The organism is Sphaerisporangium sp. NPDC049002, assembly GCF_040649355.1.
Classification (GTDB): domain Bacteria; phylum Actinomycetota; class Actinomycetes; order Streptosporangiales; family Streptosporangiaceae; genus Sphaerisporangium.
Window position 1 is genome coordinate 1 of the sequence record NZ_JBEZFH010000195.1, and the last position, 14,572, is coordinate 14,572.

At 70.8% G+C, this 14,572-nt stretch carries 13 protein-coding genes and 1 pseudogene; 5 read left to right on the forward strand and 9 right to left on the reverse strand.

Annotated elements, in window-relative coordinates:
- Positions 1-126 precede the first annotated feature (126 nt).
- The 5 genes and pseudogenes from AB0B89_RS28780 to AB0B89_RS28800 form a co-directional block, all read right to left on the reverse strand.
- Positions 127-594: pseudogene (locus tag AB0B89_RS28780) on the reverse strand (hemerythrin domain-containing protein); the annotation flags it as partial.
- A 47-nt stretch (positions 595-641) separates the two neighbouring features.
- Positions 642-1,517, reverse strand: coding sequence for a carbohydrate ABC transporter permease (locus AB0B89_RS28785; protein ID WP_358559081.1), 876 nt, complete (start codon positions 1,515-1,517; stop codon positions 642-644).
- Position 1,518: 1 nt separating this feature from the next.
- Positions 1,519-2,607: a sugar ABC transporter permease gene (locus AB0B89_RS28790; RefSeq protein WP_358559083.1), complete on the reverse strand. Its 1,089-nt coding sequence runs from the start codon at positions 2,605-2,607 to the stop codon at positions 1,519-1,521.
- Positions 2,608-2,722: 115 nt separating this feature from the next.
- Entirely contained in the window at positions 2,723-3,976 is a 1,254-nt protein-coding gene (locus AB0B89_RS28795) for an extracellular solute-binding protein (protein WP_358559085.1), read from the reverse strand.
- A gap of 45 nt (positions 3,977-4,021) precedes the next feature.
- Positions 4,022-5,119: a LacI family DNA-binding transcriptional regulator gene (locus tag AB0B89_RS28800; RefSeq protein WP_358559087.1), complete on the reverse strand. Its 1,098-nt coding sequence runs from the start codon at positions 5,117-5,119 to the stop codon at positions 4,022-4,024.
- A 141-nt stretch (positions 5,120-5,260) separates the two neighbouring features.
- Between AB0B89_RS28800 and AB0B89_RS28805 the strand changes: the two genes are divergently transcribed.
- A complete protein-coding gene (locus AB0B89_RS28805) occupies positions 5,261-7,429 on the forward strand; it encodes a glycogen debranching N-terminal domain-containing protein (RefSeq protein WP_358559089.1) in 2,169 nt (722 codons plus the stop codon).
- Here the strand turns inward: AB0B89_RS28805 and AB0B89_RS28810 are convergent.
- Positions 7,374-8,669 (reverse strand): MFS transporter, encoded by a 1,296-nt coding sequence (locus AB0B89_RS28810; protein ID WP_358559091.1) that lies wholly within the window; start codon positions 8,667-8,669, stop codon positions 7,374-7,376. The genes AB0B89_RS28805 and AB0B89_RS28810 overlap by 56 nt on opposite strands.
- Before the next feature lie 55 nt (positions 8,670-8,724).
- Positions 8,725-9,201, reverse strand: coding sequence for a MarR family transcriptional regulator (locus tag AB0B89_RS28815; protein ID WP_358559093.1), 477 nt, complete (start codon positions 9,199-9,201; stop codon positions 8,725-8,727).
- Positions 9,202-9,444: 243 nt separating this feature from the next.
- Between AB0B89_RS28815 and AB0B89_RS28820 the strand changes: the two genes are divergently transcribed.
- Positions 9,445-10,182, forward strand: coding sequence for a hypothetical protein (locus AB0B89_RS28820; RefSeq protein ID WP_358559095.1), 738 nt, complete (start codon positions 9,445-9,447; stop codon positions 10,180-10,182).
- A 180-nt stretch (positions 10,183-10,362) separates the two neighbouring features.
- Here AB0B89_RS28820 and AB0B89_RS28825 read toward each other — a convergent pair whose 3' ends face one another.
- Positions 10,363-10,911, reverse strand: coding sequence for a DUF1707 domain-containing protein (locus tag AB0B89_RS28825; RefSeq protein ID WP_358559097.1), 549 nt, complete (start codon positions 10,909-10,911; stop codon positions 10,363-10,365).
- A 177-nt stretch (positions 10,912-11,088) separates the two neighbouring features.
- On the opposite strand from AB0B89_RS28825, the gene AB0B89_RS28830 reads away from it, so the two are divergent.
- The 3 genes from AB0B89_RS28830 to AB0B89_RS28840 all read left to right on the forward strand — a co-directional run bounded on the left by AB0B89_RS28830 (position 11,089) and on the right by AB0B89_RS28840 (position 13,207).
- A complete protein-coding gene (locus AB0B89_RS28830; RefSeq protein ID WP_358559099.1) occupies positions 11,089-11,916 on the forward strand; it encodes a DUF4253 domain-containing protein in 828 nt (275 codons plus the stop codon).
- Between the two features lie 208 nt (positions 11,917-12,124).
- Complete coding sequence (locus tag AB0B89_RS28835; RefSeq protein WP_358559101.1) at positions 12,125-12,325, forward strand: DUF5302 domain-containing protein; 201 nt, start codon at positions 12,125-12,127, stop codon at positions 12,323-12,325.
- A gap of 432 nt (positions 12,326-12,757) precedes the next feature.
- On the forward strand, positions 12,758-13,207 hold the full coding sequence (locus AB0B89_RS28840; protein ID WP_358559103.1) for an ATP-binding protein: 450 nt from the start codon (positions 12,758-12,760) through the stop codon (positions 13,205-13,207).
- 50 nt (positions 13,208-13,257) lie between these two features.
- On the opposite strand, the gene AB0B89_RS28845 is transcribed toward AB0B89_RS28840, so the two are convergent.
- The gene (locus tag AB0B89_RS28845) at positions 13,258-14,478 is read right to left on the reverse strand and encodes a DUF6596 domain-containing protein (RefSeq protein WP_358559105.1); all 1,221 of its coding nucleotides are present in this window, start codon (positions 14,476-14,478) and stop codon (positions 13,258-13,260) included.
- Positions 14,479-14,572: the final 94 nt, after the last annotated feature.

Sequence of the window (14,572 nt, forward strand, 5' to 3'; positions counted from 1 at the left end):
GCTGAACGCCGTCGGCATCGCCGGAGGGGTCGCGGGCAACGTCATCCCCGACGAGTGCGTGGTGACGGTCACGCCGAGCTCCATGGCCCGCTCGGGGCTGATGACCAGGCGGAGCTCAGGCCAGACCTGCTCCTCCTCGTAGGCGAGGTGCTCGCGCGCCTCGTTGATGAACCCGACCAGCGTCTCCTCGTGCCGCAGGTCGCCCGGCTTGTAGTCGATCAGGTCGTCCAGCACGAACTTGGCGTGCCGCTCCTGCTTGATCGCGTGGTCGGCCAGCTCGTTCCCGTGGGGGACCAGCTCGCGGACGGCCGGCCAGAAGTGCTCCTCCTCCACGGCCTCGTGCTTGGACTCCTCGGTGATGAGCCTGTCCACCTGCCGCTTGCGCTCCAGCAGGCCCTGGTGCTCGCTGACGCCTATCACCGGGGGTCCTGCCTCCAGCGTGTCCAGCAGGCGCCTGACCTCTTCATGGTCCCGTTCGAGAACTTCGAATACGTTCGCCATGGCTTGCCTCCAATGCCGGTGGCGGTGTTCCCTCCTTTGGGCGTTGCCCGCGTCGCCGCAGGTAAACATGGGTTTCGGATCGGGAAATGACATGCCGGGCGGGTTCCCTTCCTTCGATCAAGGAAGGGAACCCGCCCGGCTCAGCCCTTCTCCGCGCCCTCGTTGGCACCTCTGATGAAGTACCGCTGGAAGATCACAAAGATGATCGCGACCGGGATGGTGGCGAGCACCGCGGCGCCGAGCTTCAGGGGGTACTGCGTGCCGACCCCGAGGGAGCCGCTGACCAGGTCGGCCAGCCCGCGCGGCAGCGTGAACAGGCTCGGGCTCTGCACCGCCACGAGGCTGTGCGGGAACTCGTTCCACGTGCCCTGGAAGGACATGATCGTCAGCGTGATCAGGGCGGGACGCCCCATGGGCAGCACCACCGACCAGAAGGTGCGGAACACCCCAGCGCCGTCGATGCGCGCCGCCTCCTCGACGCTCACCGGGATCGAGTCGAAGAACTGCTTCATGATGAAGACCCCGGCCGCGTCCACGATCACCGGGAGGATCAGCGCGGAGTAGCTGTCGTACAGGCCGAGCTGGTTGAGCACCAGGAACTTCGGGATGAACAGCACGACGCCGGGCACGGCGATGATCGCGACGACCGTGCCGAACATCGCCCGCCGGCCGCGGAAGCGGAGCCGCGCGAGCGCGTACCCCGCGAGCGAGTCGAAGAAGACGCGCCCGACGGTCACGATGATCGTGACCACGAGCGAGTTGCCGAGCCAGAGGGGCAGGTCGGTGCCGAAGAAGACCCGGTCGTAGCCGGCGAGCGTCGCCGGGTCGGGTATCGGCGACAGCGGGTGCGCCGTCGCGTCCGGCTCGGTCTTGAAGGAGTTCGCGATCTGGATGACGAACGGGTAGAGGAAGACCAGGGCCGAGAAGATGAGGACCGCGTAGCCGACGAAGGCGGAGACCAGGCTCCTGCCGTCCGCCGGTCGGCGGTTCGCGGCCCGGTCGGTGTTCACCGGCATGTCACGAGCTCCTTCGCGTGCGAGGGCCCGCGTCCGCCACGCGTTCGCGCATCACCCATCGCTGGACCAGCGTCAGCACCACGATGATGAGGAAGAGGATGAACGAGATCGCCGTTCCCGACCCGTAGTCGAAGTTGCGGAACGCCGTCCGGTAGGAGAGGTAGGCAGGCGTCAGGGTGGTCTTGGCCGGGTTGCCCTGGCTCATCACGTACACCTGGTCGAAGACCTGCCAGGTGCCGATCAGCCCCAGCGTCAGCACCAGGAAGAGGCTGGGCTTGAGCATCGGCAGCGTCACGTAGCGAAGGCGCTGCCAGCGGCCGGCCCCGTCCAGGAGGCTCGCCTCCTCCAGCGTGACCGGGATGTCCTGGAGCGCCGCCAGGAAGATCAGCATGAACGTGCCCGAGGTCGTCCAGACGACCAGGGCGATGATGGTGCACATGGCGACGCTCGGGCCGGACAGCCAGTCCCACCACGACAGCCCGAACGGCCCGCCGTCGGTCAGGGCGGCCGGGGGAGCGTCGATGTCGGCCACGCCGAGGCCGCTGAGCAACAGGTGCAGCAGGCCGCGCGAGTCGGAGAACCACTCGGGGCTTTTGATCCCGAACACGCCGAGCAGGCCGGCGGCCGCGCCGGAGTTGGAGAAGATGAACAGGAAGACGACGCTGATGGCCACCGAGCTGGTCACCGAAGGGAAGTAGAACGCGCTGCGGAAGAACGTCTTGCCCTTGAGCATGCGGCTGTTCACCACGAGCGCCAGCCCGAGCGCCAGCACGGTCTGCACCGGCACGACGATCGCCACGTAGTAGATGTTGTTGCGGATGCTCGTCATGAAGTCCTGACGTGCCAGGTCGTCACGGGTGAACAGCCGGGTGTAGTTGTCGAGGCCGACGAACGGCGTACGGCCGGTGAACGGGCTGCCCTGGCCGTTCCAGGAGGTCAGGCTCACCCACAGCGCCATCACGATGGGCAGCAGCATGAACAGGCCGAGGATGACCACGACGGGCGCCAGGAACAGCCAGCCCGCGAGGTTGTCCTTGGTGGCCGAGGTGCGGCCGACGCGGCGGTGGGCGCTCCCAGGCGTGATGTCCACCTTGTCTACCTCCTTCCGGTAGAGGTTTCCCGAAGGGCCCCGGCCGCCACCCCGCCCCGCGTGGAGTGGAACGCGAAACGGGAGGCGGCGGGCCGGGGCCGGATCCGGGAGTGGCTCAGCCGGTGAGGGCGCTTTCGGTGTTCTTCTGCATCCGCGCGAGGATCGTCTTCGGCGCGGTGGTGTCGAGCTGCTGGAGCCCGGCGTCGAAGTCCGCCAGCACGCTGTCCATCTTGGGTGCGTTGACCGGCCCCTGGGCGTACTCGGCGCCGTTCACGAACGCGGTGTCGTCCGGGAACTCCTTGGTGAACTGGTCCTTGGCCGACTGGCGGGAGGGCATCACGCCGAACGCGCGGGCGAACGCCATCTGCTGGTCCACCTTCGTCATCGCCTCGACGAAGCTGATCGCCTGCTCCTTGTGCTTGCTCTTGGCCGCGATGCCCCAGCAGTTGGTGAAGGACAGGGTGCCCTTGCCCTTGGGGCCGGCGGGCAGCTCGTAGGCGGTGTACTTCACATCGGGGTAGTCCGCCTTCATGGCGCCCTTGATCCAGTTGCCCTCGATGGTCATCGCGGCCTTGGCCTTGCCGAACGCCTCGCCGCCCCAGCCGGAGTCGAGCTTCTTCGGGTACTTGGCCAGCCCGCCCTTGAGCATCGACTGGACGTACTCCAGGGCCTTGAGGTTCTCGGGGCTGTCGGCGGTGGCCTGCTTGCCGTCGGGGCTGGTGAGCCAGCCGCCGGCCTCGACCATGAAGGCTCCGATGCGGTCACGCGTGTCGCCGAGGGCCAGCGGGACGACGCCCTTCGCCTTGAGCTTCTCGGCGACCGTGGTGAGCTGCTCCCACGTGGTCGGGACGTCGGAGTCGCCGAGCCCGGCCTTCTTCCACAGGTCGTTGTTGACGATCAGCGCCAGCGTGGAGAAGTCCTTGGGGGCGCAGTAGAACTTGCCGTCGCGGGTGAAGGTGGTGCGCAGGCTCTCGTAGAAGTCGTCCGGGTTGGAGATCTTGTCCCCGTACGGCTCCAGCGCGTCGACGCTCGCGTAGTCGGCGAAGCGGGCGGCGTCCACGTAGAACACGTCGGGCGGGTTGTCCCCGGCGAAGGCCTGGCCGAGCTGCTGCGTGAGGTCCTGGGCGGGCGTCACGGTCGCGTTGTTGCCGCTGGCCTTGGCCCACGCCGCCGCCGCGTCCTTCACGGCGGCCGTCTCGGCGTCGCCCGAGGAGCCGATGAGGATCTGCAGCGAGGCCGGCCCGCTGCTCTGGGTGGTGGTGCTCGGGCCGGCGTTGTCGTCGAAGCCGCTGCCACAGGCCGCCGAGGCAAGGAGCGTGCCGCAGGCGGCCGTTGCCAACGCCGCCGTCCGGAGGTGTCTGCGTATCATCGCACTGTCCTGATCTTCGTGATGGGTGGTGAGTTCCCGGAACGCTCAGGCCGACCGTCTGCGGACCAGCGATGGCTGGAGCAGCACGTGTGCCGGCTGGGCTTCCGGGGTGGCGGTGGCCGTGGATTCCCGTTCCACGTCACCTTCGTCTGTGCGTCCCCCGACGTCTTGGCTTTCCGCCTGCCGTGCCCGCGTGCCCGCGCCGTCCCCTTCGAGCGCCCGTAGGAGCAGGGACACGCATTGGGCCGCGACCTCCGGGAGCGGCTGGCTGACGCTGGTCAGCCCGACGGCCCTGGCGGACGGAGTGTCGTCGAAACCGATGACGGGGATGTCCCGCCCCGCCTGGAGCGCGCCGAGGGCGAGCGAGTCGCTCGCGCAGACCAGCGCGGTCACCGGGTGGTCGGTGTCGAGCAGGGCATGGGCCGCGGCCTCCCCGTAGGGGACGCCGTCCTGGGTGGCGCAGTCGAGCTCCGCGATCTCCGCCGGGCTCACGCCCCCGGCGGTGAGGGTGCGGGCCCAGCCGTCCCTGCGGTCGTCGCCGACGCCGGATCCGGACGGCCATCCGAGGAAGCCGACGCGCCGGTGGCCGAGGTCGAGCAGGTAGCGGGTCGCCATGGCGGTCCCCGCCGCGCCGTCCACGTCGACCCAGGGAAACCGCCGGTCGGGCGACAGGCCCCACGGCCGTCCGAACGTGACGAACGGGATCCGCTGTTCGAGCAGCCAGTCGGTGCGAGGGTCGCCGTAGTGGGTGCTGGTGAGCACGAAGGCGTCCGGCTCGTACGACCCGAGCAGGTCGTCGAAGGTGGCCAGCTCCGCCTCGTGGTCGTCCGCCGTGTACAGCAGGACGCGGTAGCCGGCCCGGGCCGCCGACTCGGTGAGCCCGTGCAGGAAACGGTCGAAGACGAAGCCGTTGATGCCGTCGTCCTGGGCCGGTTCGATGCGTGCGGCGATCAGCTGCGACCGGCCGGTGCGCATCTGCCGTGCGGCCTGGTTCGCCCGGTAGCCGAGTGCCTTCACGGCCTCCAGAACGCGGAGGCGTGTCTCCTCGCGGACCACTTCCGGGGAGTTCAGCACGTTCGACACCGTCTGCCGCGACACGCTCGCGTACCGCGCCACATCGGCGATCGTCACCTTGTCGGCCATGGGCACCTTTCGTGCATTTGATCGTTCAAGACGGACTATGGCACGATTGGATCGTTCAAGTAAAGCCAATGTTTCGTAAGCTGCAAGCGGAGGTCATGCCGCCTTGCGGTGCCGACACGACGTGACCCAGGGGGCCCATCGGTGTTCGACCACGGAGCAACACCCGAAGCCGAGGACGTCTCCACCAGCGTGGCAGACCTCGAAACGGCCTTCGGGGCGCCCCCCGACTCGACTCCCGACGTCTCACCGCGGCTTCAGCCGCTGCTGCACGACCTCGTCAGCGCGGTCCTCGCGCCCACGAGTGCCCTGAGTGGCGCCGACGGGCAGATACGCCCGGCCGGCGCGCAGGGCCTCTTCCACGCGGACTCGCGTGCCCTGTCCGAGGTCACGCTGCTGGTCGACGGCCGCGAGCCCGAGCACATCGGCCACGCCCTCACCGGTCCGGGCGGCGCGCGGTTCGTCTCCCTGACCCGGTGGCTCGGCGACCCCGGCCCCGACCCGACGGTGCGCGTCGACCGCGCCCGCCAGATCACGCCGGGCGCCATGGAGGAGGCCATCGACATCGTGTCCGCCTCCTCCGCGACCGTGACGGCCACGTTCACGCTCGACCTGGCGTGCGACTTCGCCCCGATCGAGGCGGTGAAGTCCGGCGATGACACCCGCCCCGTATCGGCGGCGACCGGCGCGGCGGGCACCCTCGCCTGGGAATCCGACGGCATCCGCGTCACCGTGACCGGAGAAGACGCCCACGCGGAGACCGGCACGGGCAGTGGCGCGCGGCTGCAGTGGGAGGTCACGCTGCCGCCCCGAGGGCGGGCCACGCTGCGCTGGAAGGCCGGCGTCGAGGACCCGAAGGCGGTCGTGAGGGCGCCCGCCCGTCCCGTCGAGTGGGGTCGGCCGCGCGTCACCGCCGCCGACCACCGCCTGGTCCGCCTGTTCGACCAGTCGCTCGACGACCTGCGCTCGCTGCGGCTGGCCGAGGTGGGCGCCCCCGGGGACACCTTTCTCGGCGCGGGCGTGCCCTGGTTCCTGACGCTGTTCGGGCGCGACAGCGTCTGGGCGGCCCGCATGCTCCTGCCGCTCGGCACCGACCTGGCCGCAGGCACGTTGCGCGTCCTCGCGCGCCGCCAGGGCACGAAGCTCGACCCCGGTTCCGGCGAGGCCCCCGGCAAGATCATGCACGAGCTGCGGCGGCACGAGTTCACCGTCACGGGGAACGGCCTGCGCCTTCCCTCCGCGTACTACGGCACGATCGACGCCACCCCGCTCTGGGTGAGCCTGCTCCACGACGCCTGGCGCTGGGGCATGCCCGAGCGGGAGGTGGCCGAGCTGCTTCCCGCACTGGAGGCCGCGCTCGAATGGCTCGCAGGAGACGCCGACCCCGACCGCGACGGCTTCCTCGAATACATCGACACCAGCGGGCGCGGCCTGGCCAACCAGGGATGGAAGGACTCCGGCGACTCCGTGCGGTTCCGCGACGGGCGCCAGGCCGTCGCGCCGATCGCCCTGGTGGAGGTGCAGGGGTACGCCTACGAGGCGGCCCGGCACGGCGCGGCGCTGCTGGCGGCCTTCGGGCGTCCCGGCGCCGACCGCTGGCACGCGTACGCGGACGCTCTGGCCGAGCGGTTCCGCGCGCACTTCTGGGTCGACGGCCCGCACGGCAGGCACCCGGCCCTCGCCCTCGACCGGGACAAGCGGCCGGTGGACGCGCTCACCAGCAACATCGGGCACCTGCTCGGCACCGGCCTGCTGTCGGCGGAGGAGTCGGCGGCCGTCGCGGGGCTGCTCGCCTCGCCCGCCATGGCCGGAGGCTTCGGCCTGCGCACGATGTCCGCGCAGGACGGCGGTTTCAGTCCTCTTTCGTACCACTGCGGGTCCATCTGGGCGCACGACACCGCGATCGTGGTGGCGGGCCTCGCCCGCGCCGGGTTCGGGGCCGAGGCGGCGCTGCTGGCCGAGGGCCTGCTCACGGCGGGGGAGACGTTCGGCTACCGGCTGCCGGAGCTGTACGCGGGCGACGCGCGCGAGGCCGTCCTGCGGCCCGTGCCCTACCCCGCCGCGTGCCGTCCGCAGGCCTGGTCGGCGGCGGCGGCCGTCACCGTCCTGCACGCGGCGCTCGGCGTCTATCCCGACGTCCCCGCAGGCCGCGTGTCGCTCCGCCCGATGGCGGGGGCGCCGCTCGGCGCGGTGGCCGTGGACGGGCTGCGGATCGCCGGGGCCGAGGTCGCGGCGGCCGTCGGCGAGGACGGCGCGGTCACCCTGTCCGGGCTCCCGGCCGGTCTGTCCACCGAGGTCGCCGGCGTCCACTGATGGTGACCTTCGGGGCCGGGTCCCCGGCCCCGGCCGTCTCGTCCACGCCGGATGCCTGCACCCGCTCCGAGTGGGCGAGGTGGCCGTGGGCCGTGGACAGGATCACGATGCCGAGCACGAGCGTCCCGGCGCCGATGTAGAAGGGGACGTGGATGTTGGTGTGCTCGACGAGCTTGCCCGCGGCGAAGGGGGCGAGGCCGCCGCCGATGAAGCGCACGAACCCGTAGGCCGCCGAGGCGATCGGGCGTTCGACGGGGGAGACGGTCATCACGGCCTGCGTGGTGACCGTGTTGTTCACGCCGATGAAGATCCCCGCCACGATGACGGCGGTGACCAGCACGGGCGGGTGAGTCGTCCAGATGGCGATGACCAGCACCGTCACGGCGAAGAGCGCGAGGTTGGCGTACAGCGTGCGGGCGATGCCGAAGCGACGCTGCAGCCAGGGGGCCCCGAAGACGGCGAAGACCGCGACCAGGAGGCCCCAGCCGGTGAAGACGAAGCCGAGCTGGATCGCGCCGAGGCCCATCGGGAAGGGCGCGTATCCGAGGACGGTGAAGAAGGCCCAGTTGTAACAGAGCGCGGTCAGCGACATCGTGAGCAGTCCGCGGTGGCGGAGGGCGCGCAGGGGCTCCAGGAGGCCGGTCGTACGTTCCGGGAGCGGCATCGGCCGCACCAGCACGGCCGTCGCGATCATGGCGATGGCCATCAGGGCCGCGACCCCGAAGAACGGACCCCGCCAGCTCACGTTGCCGAGCAGCCCGCCGAGCAGCGGGCCCACCGCGATGCCCAGCCCGAGCGCGGCCTCGTACAGGATGATCGCGCCGACGAAGCCGCCGCTGGCCGAGGCGATGATCACCGCGAGGGAGGTGGCGATGAAGAGCGCGTTGCCGACCCCCCAACCGGCGCGGAAGCCGACGATCTGCCCGATGCCGGGGGAGGCGCCGGCGAGCGCGCTGAAGACGACGATGAGCGCGAGCCCGGCCAGCAGGGTGTACTTGGCGCCGATGCGGCTGGAGACCCAGCCGGTGATCAGCATGGCGACCGCGGTCACGACAAGGTAGCTCGTGAACAGCAGCGTGACCTGGCTCGGCGTCGCGTTCAGCTCATGGGAGATCGCGGGCAGGATCGGGTCCACCAGCCCGATTCCCATGAACGAGACCACGCAGGCGAAGGCGACCGCGAACACGGCCTTGGGCTGCTTGAACGGGCTCACGCCCGCGCCGCCGGGCTGACCACTCATCGACACGCTCCAACTCGGATCTCGGGAATCAGAAGGCCTGGCGGGCTTTCCGTGTTCAGAAGGCCCGGCGGGCGCCCGTACGGTCGTCGGGCACCAGGCGCGTCAGGCTGTGGACGGCAGGGAGAGCCGCGACGAGGGATGCCCGCTCGGCATCGCTGAGCTGGTCGAGCAGTTCGGCGAGCAGGGCTGCGCGTGCTTCCCGGCGCTCGGCCAGCGCGGCGCGCCCGGCGTCGGTGATGTGTACCTGTACGACACGACGGTCCTGCGGATCGTCGGCCCGTACGGCCAGCCCGGCCTGCTGGAGGCGGGAGACGAGCTGGGTCATCGCGGGCTGGGTCACGCCTTCGCGCGTGGCGAGGTCGGTCAGCCGGCAGGGCCCGGAGCGGTCGAGCGTGGACAGCGTCGCCACCGAGGTGAGGGAAAGGTCGCCGCGGGCGCTCAGCCGAAGGACGAGGCGCGTGAGCCCTTCGAGCGCGGTCGTGACGTCGGCGGCGGGGAAGCCAGGCCTGGTGACCACGACGGGCAGATCCATAAGCCACTTATATCAACGCATTATGTATATGTCCACGCAAGGGCCTGCCCGAATCGTGAGGCCTCGTAGCTCTCACGACTCTGTGCCCCCGGGCGCGGACGCGCGAGCGGGGGCACACCACGCTCGGCCCTCACTGGTGGGGGCAACCCCACTTCGCCCGTCCTTCAAGTCGGATACAAGCGGCATGGGCGAAGGTGGTGGTCGTCCTGGTACACGCCCCTTCCCCGAGAGGCAGGTCTCCGCATGGTCGACCGTCGCGATGCCGAGGCTGCCGGCGGCTGGCGGATGCCCGACGGCCGCGTATTGGTCCCCGGGCCGATCGGGCCGATGTACCCCGGTTCGCTCGGCCTGACGAGCATCTTCGGCGTCCCGGACGAACCGGGCGAGCCCGATGACGTCGCGGAGGGGGTGCGCCCCTACTACGCGCTGGATGCCTTCGGAGCGGTGGACCGCGTGTACTCCAAAGGGGTGTACTCGGTGGAGGACGAGTTGTACGTGACGGTCTACCGGGTCGAAGACGACACCCTCTATGCCCACCATTCCTGGAGCAATCTCCGTTACGCCGAGAGCCGGCACGAACGCTCGGTGGAGTGCGCGGGGCTGATCCGCCTCCCCCCGGCGCGGGTGCCATCACCGGAGTCGGTCGCGGCCGCGCTGGCCGAGCTGGCCGAACGCGAGCAAGCCGAGGTGGCGGCCCGTAGGAGCAGGCTGGAGGCCGTGGGGGCCTCCTTCCTCTCGACGCTGCCCGATCACACAGGAGACGGCGTGCTCCATCTGGAGTTGACGCTGGAGGAGTGGCACCCGGTCATACGGCTGAGCGATGGGCGCGTGCTGTGGCGGGCCGCGGCGACCGACCTTACCCACAAGGAACTGCTGACCCTGCTACGGGCCGTCCTCGCCGCCAGGTACGGCGAGGGCCCGGTCCGGGTCACGCCGTCGCCGGAGATCGTCGCCAGCGAGTTCTGGGACCCCTGGAACTGACCCGCCTCGCCCGCGGCACGCGCCAGGAGCGAGATCGCGGCGTCAGCGGGCGCTGCGGGCCAAGGCCAAGGACGAGGCCAAGGCCAAGGCCAAGGACGAGGGCGAGGGCGAGGCGCGCGCCGCGGGTCGAGGCGCGGGTGCCGCCGGTGGCGCACGCGGAGTCTCGACGCGTTCGGCGCCTCAGCGGCGGGGGTGCTTGAACTTGATGGTGCCCATGCTGACCTGGCCGGCCACGCGGAGGACCGGCAGGCCGGGGACGGGGGTGTCGTTGGCCTTGTTGACGATGTTCCCCATGCCGCTGGTCACCTTCTCCAGCCGGACGGTCCAGCCCCGGGGCACGATGACGAGGATGTTGCCGGCGCCGCACTTGGCGTCGAGCATCACTTCCTGGTGGCGGCAGCCCGCCTGGGTGAAGTCGATCTTGATGTTGCCCCAGGCGCAGTCGGCGGTGATGAACCGCGGCACGATCCACGGGCCGACCTGCTGGACATGGCCGGAGCGCGTCTGCAGCACCAGCGGCTCCTCGCCGGCGGCCACGTGCGTCAGCGCGGGCAGGTCGGCGATGAGCTCGTCAAGCTCGGCGTAGGTCTTCGCCCTGTACGTCCGGTCGAGCCGCTCGTCCAGCTCTTCCAGGGAGATCCGGCCGTCGCCGGCGGCGATCCGCAGCCGTTCGGCGACCGCGTCTCGATCGGCATCCGAAGCGCGCAGATTACCGGTCGCATCCGTCATATCACCACGGTAGCGGAGGATGCTGATCTGTCCGAGTCTCCGTACGGTTGAGATCATGTCGGGGGCACGCGACAGGATGGGCGATTGTGCGGTACGACGGGAGACGTGGCGGATCCTCCCCCTGGCATCTCGGCAGACGGGGATCCTATTGGTGTGTTCGGCACCGGAACGGTTGAGATGGACCATAGTGAGCGACGGCAGCTGCCGCCGGCCGTACGCCGGTTGTTCGACGACGGCGGAAACGGGCGAACCCTCTCTGTGGAGCTCCCGGCGGGGGTGGTGGTGTGGCCCGACCCCACCTATGCGAGGTTCCCCTCGCACCGGCGTCCCGCGTTCTGGCTGAGTCAGGCGCCCGTGACGGGGTCCCTGTGGGCCAGGCTCCGGGCCGACCATCCACGCTCGGGCCTGTGGCCGGTCCTCATGGAGGAGTCCGTCCAGCCGTGGACCGTCGGGCAGATCGCCCCGGACGCGGCCGCCGAGATCGACAACTACAACGTGGACGCGTTCATGGCGGAGGTGTGGGCCGACTGGATCGAGCGGGCCGCCGAGGACCAGGTCGAGATCCTCGACCCGTTCGGCCCCTACTGCCCGGGGCCGGCGGAGCCGGGTGAGCCGCGGGCCGACCCCGACGCCCTGGCCGACCGGTACGCCGCCATGCTGGCCGAGCAGGGGACGCCGGTGGGCCTGGCCGCCGTCCAGCGCGGGGCCGACGCCCTGGCCGTCATGGGATGGCAGGGCGCGCTGCACCACAACGAATGGAACGTCCCCCTCGCGGCCGTGGTGCGGAGCTGGGAGGACCGGTTCGAGGCCCGCCTGGTCGGCCTGGGATTCAACACCCTCGACCTGAGCGTGGCCGCGCCCCCGGTCACCTCGCAGCACGCCCTGCACGTCGCCGCCGAGCACTGGGCGTTCTGTCCCGACGCCATCGTCCAGGGCGCCGGCACGCTGATCGACTACGCCGAGGAGATCCGGGGGAAGCACATCTGGTCCTTCTGGTGGGACTGACCCCGGGCGATTGAAGCACCAAGTCAGCACATGTCAGGACGCTCGTACGATGGGGCACGGCGACCCGTGAGATGATGTGCGAGTGCTTCGCCGGATCTGGGCGTGACGGAATCGGGGGCGGGGTGCAGGACACCGACGCCAGGCGGGCGGTCACGCACGCGCACGTGCGAGGCTGAGTGGTTGCCCCGTCCAAGAGCAGGAGGTCCGCATGACTGCCGACGCACCGGAGCCGGAAACCGAGACCCCGGACGACGAGTTGAAGCGCAAGTTCCGGGAGGCCCTGGAGCGCAAGCGCCAAAGCCAGGCGGAGACGAACGGCAACGGCCGGGGCAAGGACGCCTCCAAGATTCACGGCGCCCACGGCCCCGCCGGAGGCAAGCGATCCTTCCGCCGCAAGAGCGGCGGCTGAGCGGCACCGACGCCGTCCCGCCCGTATGAGCGCCGGCAGGGCGTGAGAGGCACCCGGCCACCGGAGACGGTGCCGGTGACGCCTTGGACGTCCTGCCGGTCCTCCCGGTCCTGCCGTCCTCCCGGTCCCGGCGGTTTTCGCTGGTTTCGTGGGCGGCCTCGGGCCACCCCGCACATCCGGGGCCGATCCCGGGGATCTCCGCCCGCCGCCCTCCCCTGAGCGAGGGAGGCTCACCCTGCGACGTTGGGAGCGCTCCCAGCGAGCTTTCAGGATCGCCGTGCCTGCTGAGGCCTGTGGGACTCGTGAGGCGTGAACACAGTGGGATGAGGCGCTTTGACGGCCGAACCGGAGAAACAATCATGTTTCGAGTGATTCACATCACCGAATTATTGCCGTAACCTGAGTGGGAGCGCTCCCACAAAGGAGAAGCAGGTGTCTGTCACCTTCCGCGCCAACCAGCCGTCCCCCTCGGACTTCCTCGGCTGTCTCCCGCTCCGCACGGCCGAGTGGATCCTGTCCGCCGACGTCCGGAGCGTCCACGCGGCACGCGCGCTCGTCTGCCAGGAACTGCGGAGCTGGGGCACCGGAGCGCTCGCCGACGACTGCTCCCTGATCGTGAGCGAGCTGGTGACGAACGCCATCCGGCACGGCGGCACCGCCTTCTCACTGCGGCTCGGCAGCGACGGGTCACGGGTCTACGGCGAGGTCTTCGACGCCGGGGACGGCCTGCCCCGCCAGGCCCCCGGAAACCTCGACGCCACCGACGGCAGGGGGCTCCTCATCGTCGGCACGCTCGCCGACGCCTGGGGGGTCGTCCAGGCGGACGGCGGAGGCAAGACGGTCTGGTTCGTCGCCGGCCTCGGCGCCGACCCCATGAGCTGACCTCGCGGTTCAGGGGCCTGAGGCGGGGAGACCCGAGCCGGGGGTCGCGGTCATCGTCGAGCCGCGCCGCCGTCCCCGGGAGGTGCCGTCGCGGCGAGTCGCGCGGCGCGGGCGGTGAGGTAGTCGCGCTCGGGGACGCTCGTCGTACGGCCGGCCGCCACACGAAAGTCCTCGACGGCCGCACGCACGTCGCCGGCCATCTCCAGCAGATGGGCGCGGGCGGTGTGGAAGCGGTGGTTCCCCGCGAGGCGTCCGTCGGCGTCGATCGCCTTGAGCATGTCGAGGCCGGTCGCGGCGCCGTGAACCATGGCGGCGGCGACGGCGCGGTTGAGCGTGACCATGGGGTTGTCGGACATGCGCTCAAGCAGCCCGTACAGCGCCAGGATCTGCGGCCAGTCGGTCTCCTCGGCACTCGGTGCCTCGTCGTGCAGCGCCGCGATCGCCGCCTGTAGCTGGTAGGGGCCGACCGCGCCCTTGGCCAGGGTGGCGGTGATGAGCGCGACCCCTTCCGCGACGGCCTCGCCGTCCCACCGGCTCCGGTCCTGGTCGGCCAGCGGGATCGGGGTGCCGCGCGGGCCGGTCCGCGCGGCCCGCCGGGCGTCGGTGAGCAGCATCAGAGCGAGCAGCCCGGCCACCTCGCGGTCTTCCGGGAGCAGGGCGTGCATCATCCTGGCCAGCCTGATCGCTTCGCGGGACAGCTCCACGCGTTGCAGTTCGGGGCCGGCGCTGCTGGCGTAGCCCTCGTTGAAGATGAGGTAGAGGACGTGCAGCACCGAGCCGACCCGCCGTGCCCGTTCCTCGGGTACGGGCATCCTGAACGGCACACCCGATGCCTTGATGCGCTGCTTCGCGCGGCTGATCCGCTGCGCCATGGTCGCCTCGGGCACCAGGAACGCCTTGGCGATCTCGGCCGTGGTCAGGCCGCCCACCGACCGCAGAGTGAGGGCGATAGCGGAGGCCGGCGTCAGCGCGGGGTGACAGCACAGGAACAGCGTGATCAGTGTGTCGTCCCGGTCGGCCTCGTACGCGTCGTCCGCCGGGGGCGCGGCCCAGCGCTCCGGGGGCGCCTGCGCGGCCACCAGTCGCTCCCGGCGCCGGCGGGCCTGCTCGTTGCGCACCTGCTCGGTCATCCTGCGGAACGCGACCTGGATGAGCCAGCCACGTGGATTGCCCGGAACGCCCTCCCGCGGCCACTGGTCCGCGGCGTCCAGCAGCGACTCCTGGACCGCGTCCTCGGCGGTGGCGAAGTCTCCGGTGCGCCGGGTGAGCACGCCGCACTGATCCCGGACGCCCGGTACACCGGCATCGAGGTACGGCCGCTCATGGGCGGCGGCGGCGCGGACGCCTAACTCGCCTCGATCGTCT

Coding starts and splice junctions, on each gene's coding strand:
- AB0B89_RS28825 (WP_358559097.1), bottom strand. CDS start 10,911: ATGACGGATGCGACCGGTAATCTGCGCGCTTCGGATGCCGATCGAGAC.
- AB0B89_RS28810 (WP_358559091.1), bottom strand. CDS start 8,669: ATGAGTGGTCAGCCCGGCGGCGCGGGCGTGAGCCCGTTCAAGCAGCCC.
- AB0B89_RS28795 (WP_358559085.1), bottom strand. CDS start 3,976: ATGATACGCAGACACCTCCGGACGGCGGCGTTGGCAACGGCCGCCTGC.
- AB0B89_RS28800 (WP_358559087.1), bottom strand. CDS start 5,119: ATGGCCGACAAGGTGACGATCGCCGATGTGGCGCGGTACGCGAGCGTG.
- AB0B89_RS28820 (WP_358559095.1), top strand. CDS start 9,445: ATGGTCGACCGTCGCGATGCCGAGGCTGCCGGCGGCTGGCGGATGCCC.
- AB0B89_RS28785 (WP_358559081.1), bottom strand. CDS start 1,517: ATGCCGGTGAACACCGACCGGGCCGCGAACCGCCGACCGGCGGACGGC.
- AB0B89_RS28830 (WP_358559099.1), top strand. CDS start 11,089: ATGGACCATAGTGAGCGACGGCAGCTGCCGCCGGCCGTACGCCGGTTG.
- AB0B89_RS28835 (WP_358559101.1), top strand. CDS start 12,125: ATGACTGCCGACGCACCGGAGCCGGAAACCGAGACCCCGGACGACGAG.
- AB0B89_RS28815 (WP_358559093.1), bottom strand. CDS start 9,201: ATGGATCTGCCCGTCGTGGTCACCAGGCCTGGCTTCCCCGCCGCCGAC.